The 20443-nt window shown below is 65.6% G+C and carries 20 protein-coding genes; 9 read left to right on the plus strand and 11 right to left on the minus strand.

Annotated features, from left to right (window positions below; all coding sequences use genetic code 11):
- Positions 1–88: 88 nt before the first annotated feature.
- Complete coding sequence (locus tag HAP47_RS12095; RefSeq protein WP_173638047.1) at positions 89–778, minus strand: L,D-transpeptidase; 690 nt, start codon at positions 776–778, stop codon at positions 89–91.
- Between the two features lie 248 nt (positions 779–1026).
- Between HAP47_RS12095 and HAP47_RS12100 the strand changes: the two genes are divergently transcribed.
- Entirely contained in the window at positions 1027–2247 is a 1221-nt protein-coding gene (locus HAP47_RS12100) for an acyltransferase family protein (RefSeq protein ID WP_173638046.1), read from the plus strand.
- Between the two features lie 25 nt (positions 2248–2272).
- Here HAP47_RS12100 and HAP47_RS12105 read toward each other — a convergent pair whose 3' ends face one another.
- Both HAP47_RS12105 and HAP47_RS12110 read right to left on the minus strand, forming a co-directional pair.
- Positions 2273–3055, minus strand: a complete 783-nt coding sequence (locus tag HAP47_RS12105) for a sulfite exporter TauE/SafE family protein (RefSeq protein ID WP_173638045.1) — start codon at positions 3053–3055, stop codon at positions 2273–2275.
- Between the two features lie 78 nt (positions 3056–3133).
- Positions 3134–4516 (minus strand): TAXI family TRAP transporter solute-binding subunit, encoded by a 1383-nt coding sequence (locus HAP47_RS12110; protein WP_173638044.1) that lies wholly within the window; start codon positions 4514–4516, stop codon positions 3134–3136.
- A 138-nt stretch (positions 4517–4654) separates the two neighbouring features.
- Here HAP47_RS12110 and HAP47_RS12115 point away from each other — a divergent pair, with 138 nt between their 5' ends.
- From HAP47_RS12115 to HAP47_RS12125, 3 genes are all read left to right on the plus strand, one after another.
- Positions 4655–5710 carry a glycosyltransferase family 4 protein gene (locus tag HAP47_RS12115; protein WP_173638043.1) on the plus strand — a complete coding sequence of 352 codons (1056 nt, stop codon included), beginning with the start codon at positions 4655–4657 and terminating at the stop codon, positions 5708–5710.
- Positions 5711–5744: 34 nt separating this feature from the next.
- On the plus strand, positions 5745–6434 hold the full coding sequence (locus tag HAP47_RS12120; protein WP_092115972.1) for a class I SAM-dependent methyltransferase: 690 nt from the start codon (positions 5745–5747) through the stop codon (positions 6432–6434).
- A gap of 241 nt (positions 6435–6675) precedes the next feature.
- A complete protein-coding gene (locus tag HAP47_RS12125; RefSeq protein ID WP_092115970.1) occupies positions 6676–7293 on the plus strand; it encodes a hypothetical protein in 618 nt (205 codons plus the stop codon).
- 285 nt (positions 7294–7578) lie between these two features.
- On the opposite strand, the gene HAP47_RS12130 is transcribed toward HAP47_RS12125, so the two are convergent.
- Positions 7579–9243, minus strand: a complete 1665-nt coding sequence (locus HAP47_RS12130) for an aminotransferase class III-fold pyridoxal phosphate-dependent enzyme (RefSeq protein WP_173638042.1) — start codon at positions 9241–9243, stop codon at positions 7579–7581.
- A gap of 34 nt (positions 9244–9277) precedes the next feature.
- Between HAP47_RS12130 and asd the strand changes: the two genes are divergently transcribed.
- On the plus strand, positions 9278–10144 hold the full coding sequence (asd, locus tag HAP47_RS12135; RefSeq protein ID WP_173640535.1) for an archaetidylserine decarboxylase: 867 nt from the start codon (positions 9278–9280) through the stop codon (positions 10142–10144).
- A gap of 196 nt (positions 10145–10340) precedes the next feature.
- Complete coding sequence (locus HAP47_RS12140; protein ID WP_173638041.1) at positions 10341–11090, plus strand: NUDIX hydrolase; 750 nt, start codon at positions 10341–10343, stop codon at positions 11088–11090.
- On the opposite strand, the gene HAP47_RS12145 is transcribed toward HAP47_RS12140, so the two are convergent.
- Positions 11091–12860, minus strand: a complete 1770-nt coding sequence (locus HAP47_RS12145) for a winged helix-turn-helix domain-containing protein (RefSeq protein ID WP_231168846.1) — start codon at positions 12858–12860, stop codon at positions 11091–11093.
- Between the two features lie 201 nt (positions 12861–13061).
- Between HAP47_RS12145 and HAP47_RS12150 the strand changes: the two genes are divergently transcribed.
- The 3 genes from HAP47_RS12150 (at position 13062) to HAP47_RS12160 (ending at position 14796) form a co-directional block, all read left to right on the plus strand.
- On the plus strand, positions 13062–13367 hold the full coding sequence (locus HAP47_RS12150; protein ID WP_092125941.1) for a nickel-binding protein: 306 nt from the start codon (positions 13062–13064) through the stop codon (positions 13365–13367).
- 78 nt (positions 13368–13445) lie between these two features.
- Positions 13446–13856, plus strand: a complete 411-nt coding sequence (locus HAP47_RS12155) for a hypothetical protein (protein ID WP_173638039.1) — start codon at positions 13446–13448, stop codon at positions 13854–13856.
- Between the two features lie 112 nt (positions 13857–13968).
- Positions 13969–14796 (plus strand): class I SAM-dependent methyltransferase, encoded by an 828-nt coding sequence (locus HAP47_RS12160; protein WP_173638038.1) that lies wholly within the window; start codon positions 13969–13971, stop codon positions 14794–14796.
- Between the two features lie 123 nt (positions 14797–14919).
- Here HAP47_RS12160 and HAP47_RS12165 read toward each other — a convergent pair whose 3' ends face one another.
- The 6 genes from HAP47_RS12165 to HAP47_RS12190 form a co-directional block, all read right to left on the minus strand.
- Positions 14920–16578, minus strand: a complete 1659-nt coding sequence (locus tag HAP47_RS12165; RefSeq protein WP_371821760.1) for a FecR domain-containing protein — start codon at positions 16576–16578, stop codon at positions 14920–14922.
- A gap of 71 nt (positions 16579–16649) precedes the next feature.
- Positions 16650–16976 (minus strand): hypothetical protein, encoded by a 327-nt coding sequence (locus tag HAP47_RS12170; RefSeq protein ID WP_371821761.1) that lies wholly within the window; start codon positions 16974–16976, stop codon positions 16650–16652.
- A gap of 155 nt (positions 16977–17131) precedes the next feature.
- Positions 17132–17746 carry an inner membrane-spanning protein YciB gene (locus HAP47_RS12175; RefSeq protein ID WP_173638036.1) on the minus strand — a complete coding sequence of 205 codons (615 nt, stop codon included), beginning with the start codon at positions 17744–17746 and terminating at the stop codon, positions 17132–17134.
- A gap of 118 nt (positions 17747–17864) precedes the next feature.
- The gene (locus tag HAP47_RS12180; protein ID WP_173638035.1) at positions 17865–18974 is read right to left on the minus strand and encodes an AraC family transcriptional regulator; all 1110 of its coding nucleotides are present in this window, start codon (positions 18972–18974) and stop codon (positions 17865–17867) included.
- A gap of 153 nt (positions 18975–19127) precedes the next feature.
- Positions 19128–19883, minus strand: coding sequence for a DUF2147 domain-containing protein (locus HAP47_RS12185; protein ID WP_173638034.1), 756 nt, complete (start codon positions 19881–19883; stop codon positions 19128–19130).
- A 127-nt stretch (positions 19884–20010) separates the two neighbouring features.
- Positions 20011–20403: a hypothetical protein gene (locus tag HAP47_RS12190; RefSeq protein ID WP_173638033.1), complete on the minus strand. Its 393-nt coding sequence runs from the start codon at positions 20401–20403 to the stop codon at positions 20011–20013.
- Positions 20404–20443: the final 40 nt, after the last annotated feature.

Genomic DNA, 20443 nt, shown 5'->3' on the forward strand with positions numbered 1-20443 from the left:
GTCAACGACCCGGACGTTAACGATTATGAACGCGACGACGGCCCCGGCATGATGCCGGGGCCGTCGTCAATGACTGAATGTGTCGCGCCTAGCGGACGGCCGAACCGAGGTCGGCGCGGCGGTCGGTCATCGGCAGCACGATCACCTTGGTGCCGACGCTGACCCGCGAATAGAGGTCGGTGACGTCCTGATTGGTGAGGCGCAGGCAGCCGGAGGAGACGTGGGTGCCGATCGTCTCCGGCGCGTTGGTGCCGTGGATGCGGTATACGGTACCGCCGAGATACATGGCGCGGGCGCCGAGCGGGTTGCCGGGGCCGCCGGCCATTTGGCGCGGCAGATAGGGCTGGCGGGCGATCATTTCCGGCGGCGGGGTCCAATCCGGCCACTCCGCCTTCTTGGTGATGGTCTGGGTGCCCGACCAGGTGAAGCCGTCGCGGCCGACGCCGATGCCGTAGCGCATGGCCTGGCCGCCTCCGAGCACGAGATAGAGATAGGTGTGCGGGGTATCGATGATGATGGTGCCGGGAGCCTCGCGGGTCGGATAGGCGACGACCTGGCGGCGCAGCCTGGCGGGCAATTCGACGGAACGGTCTGCGTCCTGCACCTGCGGCATCGATTGCACCGGCGGCTGCACCGCCCCGGTCGGCGGCGTCAGGATGAATGGGAACATCGGCAGCGGAGCGGCCGCGGCGGAGCCCGAGAAAGCGACGGTACCAATCGCCAGCGCACCGAAGGCGGCGGCAGCGAGACGTGCGTTCAGCTTGATGGAATTGAACATTGTCGACCCCTGTGGTTTGCGCCCTGCGCGCCGGTTCCGGCGCGTCGTTGGGTTAAACCAGTACAGGTGAGGCGTTTCAGGACGTTTGCACGAAATCGCCAAAATGGTTTCGTGCCGTTAGGGATTTGTTTCGTCCGTGTTTCGTCGCACGGTTAAGGGCGCGTTGCCGGGGGCTGTCCTATCCCAAGACATCGTTCCCGGCACGGCGCTTGCTGTCCGAAGGCGTGGTTTGGAATGGAGTGGAAGTCATGCCAGCGCCTTCGATGGGGAGCATGCTGGATCAGCAGAAAGGCTTTGGTCCCGGGTTTGATTTTCTCCGCGTTGCGCTCGCAATCTCCGTCGTCGCGGGGCATACGTCCTATGTTGCTACCGGTCGCGGCGACGCCGATCCGACGTGGATCCTCTGGTTTCCCCAATTTGCCATCCTCGTGATGTTCTTCGCATTGAGCGGATTCCTGATCGCCGCAAGCGGGCTGCGGCTTAGCCTGAAGGAATTCCTGATCAATCGCGGAATGCGGATCATTCCGGCGCTCGCGGTCGAGATCGTGCTGTCGGCGTTGATCCTCGGACCGATTTTCACCACGCTGCCGCTCTGGGACTATTTCACCAGCGCCGGTACCTGGAAATATTTCACGAATGTCGTCGGCCTCGTGAACTACACGCTGCCGGGCGTGTTCGCCGGCAATCCCGCGCCGGAGGTCAACAGTTCGCTGTGGACCGTGCCGTTCGAATATGGCTGCTACGCGGTGATGGCGTTCATCATGACCCTGGGGCTGCTGCGCAGGCCGGCGCTGATCGTGCTCGGCGTCGTCGTCCTGATCGGCATCGGCTTTGCAGTGCAGATCACCGGGCATGGCGCAACGCCGTCGCAACTGCCTCCGGGCGTTGCCGGCACGCTGTATGACAAGGTCTTCAGCACGGCGCTGTTCCTCGGGCGCGGCGCGAAACTGCCGGTTGCCTGCCTGCTCGGGATCGCGATCTACCTTTACCGCGACCGCATTCCCCATGACGGGCGCATTCTCGCCGTCTGCTGCGCGCTCTGCCTCGGAGCAGCACTGCTCGGACCGGCAGCCTGGATCACCCAGCCCGTCCTCAATGCCGTCATTGCTCCGGCGCTGGTCTACATCACCGTGTTCCTCGGTGTCTCGAAGCTGCCGCGGCTGCCGCTGTTTTCAAGGGGCGACTATTCCTACGGGATCTATCTGTACGGTTTCCCGATGCAGCAGGTGGTGAAGGTGTGGCTGCCGAACGCGCCGCTGGTTGTCCAGTTCGCCGTCGCGCTGGTGCTGATCACGGCGTTCGCGGCATTCTCCTGGCACTGGATCGAGAAGCCGGTCCTGAAGCTGCGCCGCCATTTCTCGTTCGTGGCGCGCAAGCGGCTCGAGCCGGAGGATATGGTCGAGATGCTCGAGGGGATCGGGCCGCTTGCCGTCAGCGTCAGCGGCAGCCGGAGCAGGCGATCTTCCTGACGAGCAGCAACAGCGTCGCCTGCGCTCAGAGGTGAATGTATCCGGCCAGTCCGTCCCACAGCAGCTTGGCCGCGGTGATGACGAGAATGGCGTAGCAGGCGCGGTATAGCGCCCGCTGGTCGAGGCGTTCGTGCAGCCGCCAACCGGCCCAGACGCCGATCGGTACGGCCGGCACGCAAAGCGCCATCAGCATCCACAGGCTTCGCGACGGCGTGGCGAGCACCAGCCACGGACCGGCCTTCAGGAGGTTGCCGACCGTGAAGAACAGGCTGGTGGTGCCGGCGTAGAGCGCCTTCGGCATGCCGAGCGGCAGCAGGTAGATCGCAAGGGGTGGTCCGCCCGAGTGCGCAACCATCGTTGTGACGCCGGAAGAGAGCCCGGCGAGCGTCGCCTTGATCGTCGAGCGCGGCCGCGGCTTAATCTCGCCGCCGCCGATGAACCACAACGCGGCGAACGCCAGCGTCACCACGCCCATCACGATCTCGACGGCATGCCGGTCGAGATCGCGCAGCGCGAAATAGCCGATAACGATGCCGACCACGAGCGCCGGCAGCAGCATCGCGAGGTCGACGCGCGACCACGTGCTCGGGCGCCAGAAACGCAGCGCCGTAAGGTCCATCACGATGAACAATGGCGCAAGCAGCGCGCCGGCCGCAATCGGGTCCATCGCGAGCGAGAGCAGCGGGATGCCGACGATGGCAAAACCGCCGCCGAATGCGCCCTTCATGAAGGAGATCAGGAACACGCCGGCCAGCGCGACCGCGAGCACGAACGGCGCGGGCAGGTCTACGATGAGGGATGCGATCATAGTGGCGCAGCATGGGGGCGTACGCATGCAGGCGCAATCCAAACATTGCTCTCGGTGCAATTGGTGTGCCCGAGCGGGCTAGCTTGCGCGCATTCTCGGCACGCCCGGCCGGTCGCCGTTGATCACCGCGCGGCGGTCGGCGACGGCGTGATGGAATTGCTCGAGCGTCAGCCCGATCACCGTGAGATCGCCTTCCTCGATCGCGCCGTCGTCGTAGCAATCGAGCGCCTCGCGCAGCAGCGCGTCCGCATCGCCCTGCATTGCCGCGAGCTCCTCCGGCGTCTCGGCGCCGCGCACCCGCGAGATCAGCGTCAGCAGACCGTCGCGATGGGTGATGTAGCGCTCGCGCTCGTCGCGTTTCACGTAGTGGCGCAGCCAGGCGCCCGCCGTGCCGAGGCCGGAGATCAGCAGGATGCTGCCCCAGATGTAGTCGGAGTATTTTTCGAGGAAGGTGCGCTCCGTGCCGTCGATATAGGCGGCCGCGCCCTGATGCGCCGGCAATGCGGCATCCTTGTCGGTGTCCGGCTTCTCGATCTTGGCGGCCGCCGGCAGGTCGCGCGCGACCTGGAGCCGCTGCGTGAACAACTGCCGATCGAGCGCGGCGATGGTCGCTTCATTCAGGGCGTGCTGCGCGACGATGAGGTGATTGACGGCGACGGTTTCGACCTTGTCCTCGGGCCGCGCCGGCGACGACGAGAAGATGCTTCCGGCGATCTCCTCGGACTCGTAGAGCGGATGCTTCTGCGCGATCGCTTCCGAGACATCGACCGGGAGGAACTTCGGTTCGCCGCGCGCCGCCGCCGTCGCCGCGATCGCTTCCGCCGTGATCTTGCTGTCGAGCGGCCCGACGGTCATGTAGGCGTCGAGCGAGGGATCGCGCGCGAGATCGGCGACCTTGTTGACGGCGAACTGACTGATCGTGACCTTGTCGGGGTTGACGCCGGACTCGGTCAGGATCACCCGCAACAGCGTGACGTTGGCCTCGGTACTGCCGACGACACCGACCTTGTGGCCCGGGAGATCGTCGATGCTCTTGATCTTCGCAGACCGCGGCTTTCCTTTGCCGCCCGACGGTGCCCACAGCACAACGACATTCTTGCGCAGGATCGCAACCGACTCGGCGCTCGCCGGCAGACTGAGATCGCCGCGCACGACCGCGAGGTCGACCTTGTTCGCGGTGAACAACGCGATGCTTTCGGCGGCGCCCTGTGTCGTGACCGGCTTCAGCCGCACCGAGTGGCCGTCACGCGCAAAAGCCTGCGCGAAGCCCTGGATGAGCTTGACGTCGTCACTGCCGGTCGGGCCGACCGCGATCTTCAGCGTCACCGGACGCAGTGCGTAGAAAAGCACGCCTCCGGCGGCGCCAAACACGAAGATGCCGGCCGCCAGGATCAGCAGCGACGAGTTTCGCCTTTTGAGCCTGCGGCGCGAGGTGCCGGGATGTTCGCTCTGCTCTGACATCTGGCTGTCATGTTACACGAAAAACCGGCAGTTCGCCGTGAAAAACAACCTAACATTTCGATGACGTCATACGTTTGAAACATCCATGTCAGAACGTCGTGCGAGCAGAATCAAGATTAACGATTTGGGTCTCCTGCGATGCGCATACTCGTTGCGACCGATGCCTGGCATCCGCAAGTCAACGGCGTGGTTCGGACGCTGACGTCGCTTGCGCGCAGCGCAGCGACCCTCGGCGCCGAGATCGAATTCCTCACCCCCGACGGGTTCCGTTCGGTCGGTGTGCCGACCTATCCGGGCCTGCGCATGGCGCTGCCGAACCGCCGCGAGATCGCGCGCCGGATCGAGGAGGCCGCGCCCGAGGCGATCCACATCGCGACCGAAGGACCGATCGGCTGGGCGGTGCGCGGCTATTGCCAGCGCAACAAGCTCGCGTTCACCACATCCTATACAACGCGCTTTCCGGAATATGTTTCGGTGCGCACCGGAATTCCCGACAGCGTCGGCTATGCCGTGCTGCGCCACTTCCACGCGGCCGGATCGATGACGATGGTTGCGACCGACTCGCTGCGATCAGAGCTTGCCGAGCGCGGTTTCCGCAAACTCGGCTTCTGGACCCGCGGCGTCGACACTAAAATCTTCAATCCGGATCAACCGGCGCTGCTCGACCTGCCGCGTCCGATCTTCATGACCATGGGCCGCGTCGCGGTGGAGAAGAATCTCGACGCCTTCCTGTCGCTGGATCTGCCGGGCTCCAAGGTCGTGGTCGGCGATGGCCCGCAACGGGCTGCGCTGGAACAGAAATATCCCGACGCGATTTTCCTCGGCGAGAAGAAGGGCCAGGATCTGACCTCGCACCTCGCCGCCGCCGACGTCTTCGTGTTCCCGAGCCTGACCGACACCTTCGGCGTCGTGCAACTCGAGGCGCTGGCCTGCGGCACGCCGGTCGCGGCGTTCCCGGTCACCGGCCCGAAGGACGTCATCGCGGATCATCCGATCGGCGCGATCGACAACGATCTGCGCAGCGCCTGCCTGCGCGCGCTGAACATGTCGCGTGCCGACTGCCGCAATTTTGCGTTGGAGCGTTCCTGGGAAAACAGTGCGCGTCAGTTCATCGGCAATCTGGCCACGTTGCAGCCGAGCCGCGCGCCGCGGCCCGCCCGCCGCGTTGCCGGCCGCAGTGCGGTTCCGAATTAACAGCTCAAACGAACGAAAGACGAGAGACTTATCTATGGCTGAAATCATCAAGCTGGGCGCCGACCGTTCCATGGACTTCGACCGCGAAACGGTCGAGCAGGCCTATGACCGCTGGGCGCCGATCTACGACCTCGTGTTCGGCGGCGTGTTCAGCAAGGGCCGGCAGGCTGCGATCCAGGCCACCAACAAGATCGGCGGCCGTGTGCTCGAGGTCGGCGTCGGCACCGGCATCTCGCTGCCGCTCTATAGCCAGAATGTGCGCATTTTCGGCACTGACATCTCCGAGGCGATGCTCGAGAAGGCCAAGAAGCGGGTTGCCGAGCAGGGCCTGAAGAATGTCGAGGGCCTTGCGGTGATGGACGCCGAGAAGCTCGAATTCCCCGACGATTCGTTCGACGTGGTGATGGCGCAGTACGTGCTGTCCGCGGTGCCGAACCCGGAAGCCGCGCTCGACGAGTTCGCCCGCGTGGTGCGCCCGGGCGGCGAACTGATCATCCTGACCCGCGTCAGCGCCGATGCCGGCGTCCGCCGCTTCATCGAGCAGAAGCTGCAGCCGGTGGTGCGCCCGCTCGGGTTCCGGACCGCCGAATTCGCCTGGTCGCGCTACACCAAATGGCTGGCCGGCGCGCGCGGCATGGAGCTCGCTGAGCGCCGCCTGATCCCGCCGCTCGGCCACTTCTCGCTGGTCCGCTTCCGCAAGGCGGACGTCGCCAAAGCCGCCTGAGGCGGTTGGCCTGGCGGCTCAGCCCGCCGGTCCTCCCGGGTGAGGTGGCGCACAGCGCGCCCCAAGCCAGGAGGCTACGATCTGCTTCGCCTCATCTCCGCAAGCCTCGCCGGGATGAGGCGAGACCCTTCTCCGGTTGCGTCAAGGCGTCGCTCCGCATTGTCATATGTCATTATGATGATGTCACACGCGATACATCGAATCCCTGTAAATCCTGTCCCGAAAGATGTTGGGGGAACCAATGATCAAGAATTTTCTGCAAGAGCTGCGTACCCAGCGCTGGGATGACCATCGCTTCTACCACCACAGCCGGATCAACCAGAGCCTGCACTTCGTCAGTGCGCTGAGCTTCCTGTTCGCCTATGTGATGCTGTTCTTTGATCCGGTCGTGTCGGCGCTGGTCGGCTGGCTGGTCTCGATGACCTCGCGCCAGGCCGGTCACTTCTTCTTCGAGCCGAAGGGGTATGACCACGTGAACCAGGCGACCCACGAGCACAAGGAAGACATCAAGGTCGGCTACAACCTGCAGCGCAAGGTCGTGCTGATGGCGATCTGGGCGCTGTCGCCGATGGTGCTGTACTTCGATCCGACCCTGTTCGGCCTGTTCAAGCCCTGGGTCACGATGGGCGACTTCACCCGTCAGGTGGCCAAGGTCTGGCTCGTAGTCGGCATCGGCGGCCTCCTGTTCCGCACCATCCATTTGTTCTTCATTCGCGACATCGAGACCGGCCTCGTCTGGATGACCAAGATCGTCACCGACCCCTTCCACGACCTCAAGCTCTATCACAAGGCGCCGCTGTTCCTGATGAAGGGCGAGCTGATCGATCCGGGTCTCGAGAAGCACGTCAAGCACGCCTGATCGTTGCTCCAATATCTTTCCGATATGCGTCATGCCCGGGCTTGTCCCGGGCATCTACGTCTTGGGGCATCGCAACAACAAGGTCTCGTCTTGAAGCTTCTCGTTTGTGCAATCTCTTCACCTCGCCCCGCGTGCGGGGAGAGCTCGGATTGCATCGCCAGATGCAATCCGGGTGAGGGGGGCTCACCGCAAATCCGTCTGTTACCGATCTTGTGGATGCGGCCCCTCTCCCCAACCCTCTCCCCGCAAGGGCGGGACGAGGCAGCGCGAGAGCGGTGGCTCGCCTCAGCGCCCGAACCTCACGGCGACCATCTCTTTCAGGATCTGCCGCTTGATGTTCTTGTTGGTGAGGCCCTCCTTGTGCCACCACCAGGCGTCGCGCTTCATCTTCTCGGCTGCCGCGACGAAGCGGTCGGCGACCTCGGCGAAGTCGGCGTCGGTGTAGTTCAGGCTGAAGATCAGCCGGCCGGTGCCGACCCAGCTCAGCGCCAGTCCCTCGGCCCGCAGATAGTATTGCAGCATCCAGTTGTAGCGGGACGGCTCGGTGTAATAGACCGTCCAGATCGACGAGATGTTGCCGACCCGAACCGGCAGGTCCTGCGCTTTGAGCCGGTCGTTGAGCGCCATGGCGCGCCCGTTCCAGGTCTCGTCGAGCCCGTTGTAGATCGAGCGGAAGTTCGGGCTGGCGAGCCGGCTCAGAAACTCGTCCATCGCCGTCATCACATAGGGATGCGAGTTGAAGGTGCCGCGGGCAAAGCAGATGTCGGCCGGCCGGTCGTCCCGGAAGCGGCGCATCAGGTCCTTGCGGCCGCAGACCACGCCGACCGGAAGCCCGCCGGCAAGGCTCTTGCCGTAGGTCGCCATGTCGGCCTTGACGCCGAAATATTCCTGGGCGCCGCCGGCGGCGAGGCGGAAGCCGACGAACACCTCGTCGAAGATCAGCACGATGCCGCGCTCGGTGCAGACCTCGCGCAGTTTCTTCAGCCATTCGGTGTAGGCGGCGCGGTCGTATCGGGAGGAGCGCGACGAATCGACCAGCGCGGAATCGCCGGGCGCGTTGCCGTTCGGATGCAACGCCTGCAGCGGATTGACCAGCACGCAGGCGATGTCCTTGCGGGTGCGCAGCACGTGCAGGGTCTTCTCCGACATGTCGGCGAGCGTGAAGGTCTCGTGCGGCGACACCGGATTGCCGACGCCGGGCTGCACCTCGCCCCACCAGCCGTGATAAGCGCCGGCGAAACGCACCAGATGGGTCCGCTTGGTGTGGTAGCGCGCGAGTCGCACCGCCTGCATCACGGCCTCGGTGCCGGACATGTGGAACGAGACCTCGTCGAGGCCCGAGATCTCGCAGAGGCGCCTGACGTTGTCGGCAATAACCGGGTGGTAAGGGCCGAGCACGGGGCCGAGCGCGTGCGCCCGCTTCTCACCCTCGGCGATGCACTCCTTGTAGAAGTCGTTGCCGAAGATGTTGACGCCGTAGGAGCCGGTCAGGTCGTAGGACACGTTGCCGTCGAGGTCGGTGACGGTGACGCCGCTGGAGGCCTCGACGAAGGCCGAGGTGCCGAGATGCTCGCGCACCAGGCGGCTGTACTGGAACGGTACGCGGTAGGTTTCGGTGAACTGCAGGTCGGAGATCCGCTCCGTCACCTCGGCGGTCAGCGCGCGGCCCTTGGGGTAGCGATCCGCGTAGAGGCCGGCGAGGCGGAAGAAGCCATCCTGCCGCTGCATGGCGACGTCCTTCGGTGCTCCGTCGGAGCGGAAGAACTCGTCGATGTCGAATTCGTAGTGCGGCACCATGCGCGCCACCATCTTGGACATCTTGGAGTGTCCGGTCAGCGAGCGGTGCTTGGCCCGCGACAGCGCGAGGCGGGCCTGAATTTTTGGGAAAGCTGCGGCGGCGCCGGCAAGCGCGGCGGCGGACAGCGAGAGAATCGGAAGGGATGTTTCCATGACAGAAGCGCTAGCCTCGGCACCTAACAAATTCATGACAGTCAAGGGCCTGATCTCGGCATTCACCCAGCAGGAAGACCTCAATTTCCTGCTAACCAACCGGATTCCGCGGGCGGCGATCACCCGCTTCATGGGTTGGTTCTCCAAGGCCGAGAACCCCCTGGTGCGCGACGTCTCGATCGCCTGCTGGAAGCTGTTCTCCGACCTCGATCTGTCCGAGGCGAAGAAGACCGAGTTCAAGAGTTTGCACGATTGCTTTACCCGCGAGCTCAAGCGCGGCCTGCGCCCGGCGGTGGCCGATCCCGCCATCATCGCGAGCCCGTCGGATGCGATCATCGGCGCGCATGGGCGGATCGAGGATGGGCAGTTGTTCCAGGTCAAGGGCGCGCCCTATTCGCTGCTCGACCTGGTCGGCGATCCCGCGCTGGTGGAGCGGCACAGCAACGGCCGCTTCGTCACGCTGCGGCTGACCTCGAGCATGTATCACCGCTTCCACGCGCCCTATGACCTTGCGATCGACAAGGTGACGTTCATTCACGGCGACGTCTGGAACGTCAATCCGATCGCGCTGAAGCGGATCGAGCGGCTGTTCTGCAAGAACGAGCGCGCGGTGCTGCGCGCGAAGCTTGCGACCGGCGAGGCGCTGACGCTGGTTCCGGTCGCCGCCATCCTGGTGGCGAGCCTCCGCCTGCATTTCCTCGACGTCACGCTGAATGCGCAGTCGCGCGGCCCGGTGGATTTCCCGTGTGACGCGCATGTGAAGAAGGGCGATGAACTCGGCTGGTTCGAACACGGCTCGACGATTATCGTGCTCGCGCCCGGCAATTTCGAATTCTGCGACAATGTCGCGGAGGGAGCACGGATCAAATGCGGCGAGGCGTTATTGCGGAAGCCCTCATAGCGCTTTCGAGCGAAGTGGGCACCGGTTCGCGTGAAGAAAGCGCGTCAAAATATGAACTCTGATCTCGCTGTTTCCTGCGCGTCATTCTTTGGGCACGATCTGCCCGGAAAACCGGTTTCCACTTTTCCGGATCATGCTTTAAGATATGCGGGATCGTCGCGCGACGATCCTGAATCGCAAACCTGATGGACACGCGATGGCGCGGACGCCTGTTCTGGCGGCGGGAGGCATTGTGCTGCGGCGGGACGCACCGCAGCGCTTCGCCGTCGTGCGCCTGCGCAAGCGCAATGAATGGGTGCTGCCCAAGGGCAAGCTCGACGATGGTGAGACGCCACGCGCCGCCGCCGAGCGCGAGGTGCTGGAAGAAACCGGCCACGATGTCGAGGTGCACGAATTCCTCGGCACGCTGGTCTATGATTCAGGCGGACGTTCCAAGGTGGTGCACTACTGGCGGATGGATGCCGACGGCAAGCCGGTGCGCGCGTTGATGAGCGATATCAGGGAAGTCGACTGGCTGCCGCTCGACGCGGCGCTCGACCGCCTGTCGCGCAGCTATGAACGTGCGTTTCTGGAGAATGTCGGCCCGATCGCGTTGCAGGCCGCCGAGCGACGGCGCGTGCGGCTTGTCGAAGAGGAGCCGGGCGTCGATACGACCGCAAACCCCGAAGCTCCCGCCGCCGCAGAGACTCCGGCGGTCGCTGAAGCGTCCGTGGTCGCTGAGGCGTGCGTGGATGCCGAGATGCCGGTCGTCGTTGACGCGCCGGCGCCTGCCGAGGCGGCGGTCATGGCGGAGCCGTCCGATATTGCCGGGGCGCCGGCGGCGGATGCATCCGAAGCATCACCGTCATCCGCGCGCGGGATCGAACCCCTTGCCACGGCCGTCCGGCCGATCCCGCGCAAGAACCTGATCGCGCGCGTGCGGGACTGGCTGCGCCGCGCGGCCTGATCACCCGCACATCTGGCGCCGTGCGGTTGGCTGCCAGGCGTCGATGTCACGCTGCAAGGCAAGACACTCGGCAACGCGCTTGGGCGAACCCAATTCATTTGCGAGAAGCTGTGCCGCATGAACTTCCGCCATGGCGCCGCGAACGTCCCCGTGCGCCAGCTGGAGCCTGGAAATCTGCAGCCTCAGCCGCACGACCTGAACCCGCCCTTCGATGCTGGACCACAGCTGGCGGGCGAGATGGAGATGCCGCATTGCTGTCTCATGGTCCTGCCGGGAGAGCGCGAGGATCGCCTGCGCTTCGTTGGTGAGCGCGCGGATCGAGGGCATCGGCCAGCGATCAGGACTTCCCGAAAGTTCGCAGATCAATGCCTTCGCTTGACTGGTCCGATGCGTGTGTGCCGCGACCAGCGCCAGATGCGCGAGCAGGATTCCCCGCCGCTGCAGGGTCCACCAGGTCTTGCCGATCAAGCTCCGTTCGAGACTCGCATGGGCCGCTTCCGCTTCGCCTCTTGCGAGCAGCAACATCGCGCGGCCCGGCTCCGGGCACCAACCCATCGTGTAAGCCCTGTCGTAGGCTTCGAGCGCTGCGTCGTCATTGCCGATGGCAGCCAGGATATCGCCCAGCACCCGGTTGGCATCGCCCATCGACCATGGCGCATCGCTGGTCAGGCGCGCGAGCGCGTCCCGAATCCGAGCGAGCGCTTCGTCGAGTGAACCCCTGATGCCGAGCACCTCGGAGCGATGCAGCTGGCATGAACCTGTCAGTTCCATACCGCTGCTCGAACAGAAATTCTGGTAGCTCCGCGTCCACTGGTCGGCCCGCGCCCAATCTCCGAACATCCGGGCTGCCCACAGAATGTTGCAATAGAGGTTGCCGCCCATGATCGGGTCCAGATTGGTGCTGGACAGCGCGACCGCGGCGGCATGGTCCTGATCGGCCAGTCCACCATGCGTGTCGCCGAGGCATAGCCGATAGAAGCCGCGATAGGCCAGGCTCAGAGCTTCGATGTTGAGCGCATCCTTGTATCGGACGGCGGTGTAGGCCGCGTCGGCCAACGCGAGTGCCTGTTCCGGCTCGCCATCGAAGGCAGCTAGTTTGGACTTCATCCATAACAGCAGGGCAGTCGTCGGCGGATCGTCGAGCCTGGAGGCCCAATCTTCCGCTCGCGCGAGCCAGCCCTTTCCGATCGCGGCCTGACCGCTCTCGAAATGCAGGCCCGAGAGCGCGATTGCTTCGACCGCTGCGCCGGCAGCGTCGCCGGCTTCGTTGCGCGCGGCGACCGCGCGAACCAGAATCGGAATGGCTGCCGCGGTCCTGCCGAGGCATTGCAGGGCAAGCGCCCATTGGTGCAAGTCTTCAGCGTTGAGCCGGCCGTCTTCATCCGCGCTCGCGAACAGGGTGGCTGCCTGCAGCCACAATTGCCCGGCCGCTGCGCGTCGGGCAAGACCGATTGCTCCGAGTGCACCGACGATGCCATCGGCTTGCTTTTGGCCAGCACGTTCCGGCTGCCTGATCTCGGAATCAACGAAGAGCCGATATCCCTTGCCCGGCAGATTCCGGATCGCTCCCTCCATGCCACCCTTGCGCAGCGCGGCGCGCAACGAACTCACCGCCCGCTGCAGCGAGTTGTCGGTGACCGTGACATCCGGCCAGACGGCCTCGAGCAGCTCGTCCTTGGAGACGACCCGGTCGCGGTGGTGGACAAGGTAGACCAGCAGATCGAACACACGCGGCTGCAAAGCGACTTCCTGCCGCGCGCACAGCAGCACGCGTCCAGCTTCATCAAGCTCGAACAGTCCAAATGAGATTGCCATGTGTATGGGTCCGGCGTCGCCGGAAAAGGTTCAGGCAAAGATCAGACAATGATCAGTCCGCGGTAAGGACAGTCGGCATCGACAGCGCCTATAGCTCATCATGGCCCGAGATCATCGTGGCCCGCTGTCCAACAGTCGTAAACTGAGGAGATTTCGATGGAACTCTATGTCATTCGCCGTCCGAGCGCCTGGGCAAACATGGGCGAGCTGGAGCTTGCCGGTGCAACGTCCGCCAGGATCGGCGACGAGCAGATGCCGGACCGCGTCCGCTGGATCCGCAGCTACGTCGTGCATGAGGCAGATGGTCGCATTGGCACTTTCTGCATCTACGAGGCGCGTGACGGTGACTCGATCCGGGATCATGCGCGCTGCGTCGGCATGCCGGGTGAGGAATTCTACAAGGTCGCGACCACAGTGGTGGTGCGCGGTGATCCCATCCAACCGCCCATTGCAGCCGAATGACGCCTGCGAGGCGTCGCATGGCGCATCCCGGCCAACCATTATCCGGAGCGCCATCACACTTCGATCAAGGAAACGATAATGTCGATTTCATTCATGGAGTCCTTCTACAATCCGGTGCGAAGGCATTTTTCCATTCTGCTCTTGCGCATCCGCCGGATCGTCGATCAGTCGGTCGCAGAGATGCTCGCACGCCGCGAGCAGCAGGCAAATTGCCTGATGTCGCGCGATATCGGCGGCCGGCGGTCGAAGGGCGCCGGCAACCGCGGCTCTCGGCCGATCATTCGAAGTGCGCTGCTCGGGCTGATGATCGCAGGTTTGTCGTCGCCGGTGTTCACCAGAGCGGAGGAGCCTGCCGTTCGGGAGCATCGTGCAGCTCAGGCGCAGCAGGTGGTTTGGCCTCAGCGCAGTGGGCGCGGCTGCAGGCATCGTTCGGATTGGAGCATTGCTGCCGCATCCACCATCCCGGTCCTTCTCGACCGTCGCACCTAGCTCGCAGCACATTGAAGTCATTGCACGACGCCCTTTGGCGCAACTCCCGGACTTCAGGCGAAGCCAGCGGCTTCGCCGGCAGCCGCACCACACATTTTTAAAGGAGATACACATGAACGTTCAGACCGAAATGCCCACCGTCGACCTCGCCGCCGTCAAGGCACGCCAGCAAGCCACTTGGAGCTCGGGGGACTACGCGATCGTCGGTACCACGCTTCAGATCGTCGGCGAGTTGCTCTGCGAGGCGATCGATCTGCGCAGCAATCAAATGGTGCTCGACGTCGCCGCCGGCAACGGCAACGCGACGCTGGCCGCGGCGCGGCGTTTTGCCGACGTGGTCTCGACCGATTACGTCGGAGCGTTGCTCGAGCGCGGCCGCGAGCGTGCGGCCGCGGAGCGGCTGCCGGTCACGTTCCAGGAGGCGGATGCGGAGAGGCTGCCGTTCGCCGACGCGAGCTTCGATGTCGTGCTGTCGACCTTTGGCGTCATGTTCACCGCCGACCAGCAGCAGGCGGCGAATGAACTGCGCCGTGTCTGCCGCATCGGCGGCAAGATTGGCCTTGCGAGCTGGACGCCAGAAGGTTTCATCGGCCAGGTGTTCAAGGCCATCGGCAAATATGTGCCGCCGACTCCGGGCGTCAAATCTCCCGCGCTATGGGGCACCGAGGCGCATCTCGCCGCCATGTTCGGCGCGGACGCCAGGGTTGACGCCCAACGCAGGCACTTCAATTTCCGTTACCGGTCGCGCGAGCATTTCCTCGAGATCTTCCGCACCTATTACGGTCCGGTGTTGAAAGCCTTCGGGGCGATCGATGCCGTCAAGCAGCAGCTGCTGGCCGCCGACCTGTTCGGCCTGATGGACCAGTTCAACGTCGCCAAGGATGGAACGCTGGTAATCCCCAGCGAATATTTGGAGGCCGTGATCACCAGGCGGGGCTGATCTGCCGTTCGCAATTCGTCGATTGGAGTGTGGTGCCGGCGTCCTCGCCGGTGCCACGCTCGCACCTTGGGTCGCAGAAGCTCGTCAGGGACGCTCAAGCGAGCACGACATGGCTGCGATCGATCAATAGTGCCGCTTGTCCTTGGGCGGCGGCTTCGCGGCGCGCGGCGGTGGCGCGCGTCGTTGCTGGAAGGCCGGGCGTGCCTGCACTGCGGGCCGTTGTACGCCCGGACGCGGACCCGGTGCGGCCTGCTGAATGCCGGGCCGCGCCTGGCCGGGTGCCTGCGGCGCAGGCTGCGCCGCGCCCTGTCGCGGCACGCTTGGCTGAGCCGGTTGACCTGGCTGGCGCACGCCGCCTGGCATCGGTGTGCGACCGGGTTGCAGGCCGCCTTGACGTGCAGGCGATTGTTGTCCGCCGGGCGGTGTCGCGCCGCCTTGGCGCGTGGGGTCTTGGCGTGCAGGTTCTTGGCGCGCGGGCTGTTGTCCGGCCGGCGTCTGGACGCCGGGCGCGTGCGGCAGCGTCGTGCCGCCGGGTTGGCCGGGCAGCGCGTGCTGTGCGCCGCCTTGCTGCTGCGTGCCCGGCTGCTGCTGCGAGCCCTGCCGGCCAGGTGTGCCCGGTTGCGTGCCCGGTTGCTGCGGTTGGCCCGGACGGTTCGGCTGGCCGGGCTGCTGCAACTGACCCGGACGGTTTTGCTGACCCGGTTGCTGCGGAGCGTTGCGGTTCTGGCCTGGCGGGCCGTTCTGGCGCTGCGGGTTCGGCTGCACCGGCTGGCCGCGGTTCGGATAGGGCGCGGCCGGATTGGCCCGGCGGAAGTCCGGATTGGCGCGGCGGAAGTCACGCTGCTCGCTCACGACCTGACGGCCCAGTGTCTGCGCGGAATGCACCGCGCGCACGAAGCCCTGGTCACGCGTCATCTGTTGCGGCGAGATCGTCAGCGGCACCGCGGCGAAGCGCGCGCCGCCGGTGCCCGGACGAATCGCAAACCCGCTCGCCCCGCGCGTCAGCACGCCGAGCGAGGCGCCGCTTCGGTCGTTGACCTCGATGCGGCCGACATGTCCGTCGGCGTCGGGATAGAGCTTGATGCCGACATTGTTGCTGGTCGCGGTCGCGCCTTCGGGCACTTCGACAAGGCCGGTGGTGCCGCGGATGCCGAGGGTTGCGGTCGGCGTCGAGATCTTCATGTCGCCGGTCTTGGCGACGGCGGCGGCGACGAACGCCGCCGTTCCCTTGGCGACGTTGAACAGCGCGCTGTTCTGCTGGCCGCCGTCCTCGTAGACATAATTGTCGATCGCGATCCTGGCGTTGGCCCGCAGGTTGAAGGTGGTGCCGTCGTTGAAGGTGATGCCGAGCGAGGAGGTCGCCGATGTGGCGACGTCATCATTGGCGAAGATGTCGTCGCGGATCTGCAATGGAGTGGTGGTGTTGTTGCGCGTGACGGTGGCGGTGCCGGTCAGTGTCGCGACGTTGCCGATCGGCTCGGGCGCGGTTGCCTGCGGCGCGGCGGCCGGAGCGGGTGCAGGCGTGGCAGGCGCTGGCGTTGACGGTGTCGCACTCGGCGCCGGAGCGGCCGAAGGCGCCGGTGCAGGCTGCGCTTGCGCGAGCTGCATCAGGTCCGGTGCGGCATTGGCCGTTGCATGCCAACCGATCGTGACGCCGGCACCAAGCAGAAGCGCATAAAGGAAGGCGCGGCGCATCACCATCGATTCCCGGGAGGCATTGGGGATCGGCAATTGAGCCGCGTCAGGCTGAATGCCGAATGAACGGTGCTGCCTTGTTGTCATGGCGGCCCCGAACGATCAAGCACCGCACTCCCGGAAGGAAGCGCGGCGCTTGGTTGTTGTTGGGGGGGTGGCTAGCCGCGCTTGTGAGGCGTGATGTTGAGTGGCTTCGCCGGCCTGGCCGCGGGCGCATAGCTTGCAGGCTGCGCGGCGGTTGCGGCCGGCACGTAGTGGAACACCGCCTTGCAGCCGTCGCTGAGCAGCGCGCGCTGCCGGACCATGCAGGCGGTGACGCGATCGACATCGGGGATTTCCGAGCTGCACAGCCGCATCGCGTCGCCAGTGCACATCTGCTGCTGCTCGTCGGTGTAGGCATAGGACGCGGAGGTCAACAGACCGAGCGTGAACGCGGTTGCCGCCAGCAGTTTGCCCTGACGAAGCGCGGAAGCGGTGAAAGCCATGATGTCCCCCTTGTGGTGAGCGCGCCGACGCAGCGCGTCGTCGAGGCCATCACTAGGGAGGCTTGGTTTCGGCAATTCTTCGTGCGCACTGCAAAATGGTTTCGTCGCGCGCCGGTTTGTTTCGTCAACCACACGCCGACGGGTAACGTCAGCGCCTACGGTGTCGCTGCCGCCGGAGCCCCCTCCAGCGCGAGCACGGCCTCGCGCTGGGCTTCGGGCATGGCGCGGATGCGGTGCCTGGCGGTGAGCCGAAGGGCGGCAAAACCGCCGAGGAACACCACGATCTTGCTCACGATGCCGAAGATCGGCATCACCACAGCCCATGTCGTGATCTCGCAGGTCAGCGCGACGAAGGCATTCACGGCGGCGGAGGTGAACATCAGGGCTGCCCAGGCGTAGCCGACCATGACGGCGACATCGGGCACGACCGTCTGCGCGATCTCGGGCAGATAGCGGTTGAGCCAGCCTCGCTTCAGCATCACGACGCCGACGATTGCGTAGATCACGCTCGGCTTGAACAGCACGAAGCGCGGGTCATTCGTGAGCAATGTCGCGGTGCCGGCGGTGACGACCAGGAACAGGCTCAGCCATTCCATGGTGTCGATCCGCCTCCGGCGTACGATCTGGATGCCGATCTGCGTCACACCGAAGGCGATGCCGATACCGACCGAGAGCGCGGTGTTGTGGGTCAGCAGGAACAGAACGAGAAAGACGAGGGTCGAGGCCAGGTCGAGGGCGAGCAGTTTTGCCGCCGTGAGAAAATGCTTCATCGGTCGTTGCGCTCCGCTCGCCGTGCCACGCCTTGGCGCGATCCGCGCCTGCGCCGGCACAGCTAGACAGATTGTGGGGCCGCAAGCCTATCGATTTCTGAAATCGAGGAGTGATTTCTCACCCTGACCGAGCGATTTCCGCAGCGTTCGTGGTTTGCGCGGCCGTCGCCCGGCGTCGAAACTCGGTCGGCGTCAGCCCGGTGTCCGCCTTGAAGGCACGGTTGAACGGCGCCAGCGACTGGAACCCGGCATCCAGCGCAATCGTCAGCACCGGCACCTCGGCCTGGCCGGCATCGGCGAGCGCCGCCTTGGCTTCGTCGAGCCGATAGCGGTTGAGGAAGGCGTTGAAGTTGCGGTGGCCGAGCCCGTCATTGATCAGCGTCCGCAGCCGGTATTCCGGCATGCCGAGCCTGACCGCCAAGACGCCGATGGTCAGCCCCTCCTGCCGATAGGTCCGCTCGGTCGCCATCAGGTGCTTGAGGTGATTGAGCGCGGCCTGGCTGGACGGCGGCGGACCGGCATTGGCGAGCGAACGCGCGACCGGTGCGGCCTGGCCACTTCCGCCGCGGGCGCCGGCAACCGCCGGCTGGCTCTCGGGCGGATCGAACAGCATCATCCAGATCGCGATCAGCGCGAATGCGCCAAGGGCGAGCGCGGCGCTGAGGCTGATCGACCGGGTCGGAATCGCGGCGAGTCCGGCCGCCGCGGCGAACATCATCTGAAGGCCGATGCCGATCAGCAGCGCGATCAGGATCCGGCCACGTGCCGTGGTCACGGCGGTGCGCCATCCCTTCGGAATTTGCGCGATCCCGAGCACGGCGAAGGCGATCGTCGCCAGCGCCAGGGCGCGGCCGCACGGCCCGGCGAGATCGGGCCAGATCGTCCAGCAATTGTGGCTCACGACACCAAGGCCGGCGAGCAGCGTCCACACCGCCGCGTGCCAGGGCCGCAGCGCAAACCGCTCGTCGAACATCGCGCGCGCCCACAGCCAGAAAATCACCGGCGAGCCCATCGCGAAGGCGATGAACGGAGAGCTCCAGCCGAATGACGATGCGGGAAAGAAGGGTGCGGTCGAAATCGCGTAGGCCGCGCCGGCCACGCCCATCGCGGCACCGAGATGCGCGGCGCGATGCACCGCCGCGTAACGCAGCAGCAGCACCGCGCAAACCACCAGAAACAGCGCGACCACCGCGCCCCGGAGACCGAGTTCAAGAGCCGTCATCGCCATCGCAAGCCGCCTGCAGGTTCGATTCAACTCGACACTGCTGCGCTTATAGCGCGTCCGGCGATCGACATGAAGCGATCGTCGGACCGGTAAAAAAACTGATGTCCGCCCGCCGTCTGCGCGGCAGCGGACATCAGGTCGTGCCGTGTCGGCGCGCTAGCTGACCCGCTTCCAGGTCTGGCCGCCGCAGAACATGCCGCCGAAGGCGCAGCCCTGCACGCGCATCGCATTCGGGCCCTTCATCGCGATCGTCGAGTCGTAGTTGCGGCCGGAATCGGGATCGTGGATGCGGCCACTCCACTTGCTGCCGTCGGGCTTCATGTTGATCAGGATGCGCTCGTTGCTCTTCATCGAATAGCCGCACAGATTGGTGCCGCAGGATTCGACGCGGACGTTGCCCTTGTTTTCCTCGGTGGCCCAGACGCCGATCGGTCCGGTTGGCGCCGCCGCTGGTGCTGCTGCAATCGGAGCGGCTTGCGGCTGCGGCGCGGGCTGCGCGGCGACCGGTGCAGGCGCAGCGGGCGCGGCGTCAACCGGCGCGGGGGCCGAGGTCGCAACCGTTGCCGGTGGCGCAGGGGGCGGGGGAGGCGGCGGGACGGCGGCAGCGGCCGGCTGCGGTGCGGCGGCCTGAACCGGCGCAGGTGCGGGCGCCGCCGGCGGGGCGGGTGACGGCGAGATCGTCGAGGCGGCATCGTCATCGTCGTCGGACTTCGAGCCGAGATTCTTGCTGATGCCGCCGATCGTGCCGTTATAGCCCGGCGCTGAGATGCGGATGCAGGACAGCGCGCTGCAATTGCGCGGCGCCTCGACATGAATGCGCTGGCCGTCAATCTGGAAGGTGATGCCGGTGCCGCCGGCATGCGCTGACGTGGTGGCCATCAGCAGCGCGGCGATCGCAACGAGCTTCTTCATCTTAAGTCTCCATGGCGTTGAGCGGGGGGCATCGATTGGTCCGGACGCTACGCGCCACCGGCACCCGCTTCTGTGATGCGCATCACGTTGCCGGGCTGAGCCGCAGGCCTCGCCACGGTGACGGAGATCACTGCGCCGCGAGCAGGCCGCCCCTAGCGTCATCGGATGTTTTGGAGGCTTCGATGAAGCGCTTCTGCCCGCTCGTCGCGCTGATGCTGTTCACGCCGCTCGCCCATGCCAGCGAGGGCATCACGTTTTCGATTGGCGGCCACCGCGTCCACGTGGATTCGAGGCGCTGCCGTTCGTTGTCCTGCGTCTCGGTGTCGGGCGCATCCAGGCGCGACGACGGCGGTGACAATGGCCGCACGTTGAAGCCGCTGCCCGCGCCTGTGCCGGCAGCGCCTCCCGCGCCGCCACCGATCATCGTGTACAAGCCCGCTCCGGTCGTCCCCGCTGCCGCGACGCCACCGTCAGCGCCGTCGCCGCCCCGCGTGATGACGCCCGCGCCACCGTCGGTCATCGCAGCTCCGCCTCCGCCTCCGCCTCCGCCGCCGGCCGCG

The organism is Bradyrhizobium sp. 41S5, assembly GCF_011516665.3.
GTDB lineage: Bacteria > Pseudomonadota > Alphaproteobacteria > Rhizobiales > Xanthobacteraceae > Bradyrhizobium > Bradyrhizobium quebecense.

Excerpts from the sequence above, each read along its gene's own strand:
- asd (WP_173640535.1), top strand. The coding sequence starts at position 9,278 with ATGACAGTCAAGGGCCTGATCTCGGCATTCACCCAGCAGGAAGACCTC.
- HAP47_RS12185 (WP_173638034.1), bottom strand. The coding sequence starts at position 19,883 with ATGAAGAAGCTCGTTGCGATCGCCGCGCTGCTGATGGCCACCACGTCA.
- HAP47_RS12190 (WP_173638033.1), bottom strand. The coding sequence starts at position 20,403 with ATGACCGACGGTGGCGCGGGCGTCATCACGCGGGGCGGCGACGGCGCT.
- HAP47_RS12160 (WP_173638038.1), top strand. The coding sequence starts at position 13,969 with ATGAACGTTCAGACCGAAATGCCCACCGTCGACCTCGCCGCCGTCAAG.
- HAP47_RS12130 (WP_173638042.1), bottom strand. The coding sequence starts at position 9,243 with ATGGAAACATCCCTTCCGATTCTCTCGCTGTCCGCCGCCGCGCTTGCC.
- HAP47_RS12095 (WP_173638047.1), bottom strand. The coding sequence starts at position 778 with ATGTTCAATTCCATCAAGCTGAACGCACGTCTCGCTGCCGCCGCCTTC.
- HAP47_RS12100 (WP_173638046.1), top strand. The coding sequence starts at position 1,027 with ATGCCAGCGCCTTCGATGGGGAGCATGCTGGATCAGCAGAAAGGCTTT.
- HAP47_RS12125 (WP_092115970.1), top strand. The coding sequence starts at position 6,676 with ATGATCAAGAATTTTCTGCAAGAGCTGCGTACCCAGCGCTGGGATGAC.
- HAP47_RS12150 (WP_092125941.1), top strand. The coding sequence starts at position 13,062 with ATGGAACTCTATGTCATTCGCCGTCCGAGCGCCTGGGCAAACATGGGC.
- HAP47_RS12175 (WP_173638036.1), bottom strand. The coding sequence starts at position 17,746 with ATGAAGCATTTTCTCACGGCGGCAAAACTGCTCGCCCTCGACCTGGCC.
- HAP47_RS12170 (WP_371821761.1), bottom strand. The coding sequence starts at position 16,976 with ATGGCTTTCACCGCTTCCGCGCTTCGTCAGGGCAAACTGCTGGCGGCA.
- HAP47_RS12110 (WP_173638044.1), bottom strand. The coding sequence starts at position 4,516 with ATGTCAGAGCAGAGCGAACATCCCGGCACCTCGCGCCGCAGGCTCAAA.
- HAP47_RS12140 (WP_173638041.1), top strand. The coding sequence starts at position 10,341 with ATGGCGCGGACGCCTGTTCTGGCGGCGGGAGGCATTGTGCTGCGGCGG.
- HAP47_RS12155 (WP_173638039.1), top strand. The coding sequence starts at position 13,446 with ATGTCGATTTCATTCATGGAGTCCTTCTACAATCCGGTGCGAAGGCAT.
- HAP47_RS12105 (WP_173638045.1), bottom strand. The coding sequence starts at position 3,055 with ATGATCGCATCCCTCATCGTAGACCTGCCCGCGCCGTTCGTGCTCGCG.
- HAP47_RS12120 (WP_092115972.1), top strand. The coding sequence starts at position 5,745 with ATGGCTGAAATCATCAAGCTGGGCGCCGACCGTTCCATGGACTTCGAC.
- HAP47_RS12180 (WP_173638035.1), bottom strand. The coding sequence starts at position 18,974 with ATGGCGATGACGGCTCTTGAACTCGGTCTCCGGGGCGCGGTGGTCGCG.
- HAP47_RS12165 (WP_371821760.1), bottom strand. The coding sequence starts at position 16,578 with ATGACAACAAGGCAGCACCGTTCATTCGGCATTCAGCCTGACGCGGCT.
- HAP47_RS12115 (WP_173638043.1), top strand. The coding sequence starts at position 4,655 with ATGCGCATACTCGTTGCGACCGATGCCTGGCATCCGCAAGTCAACGGC.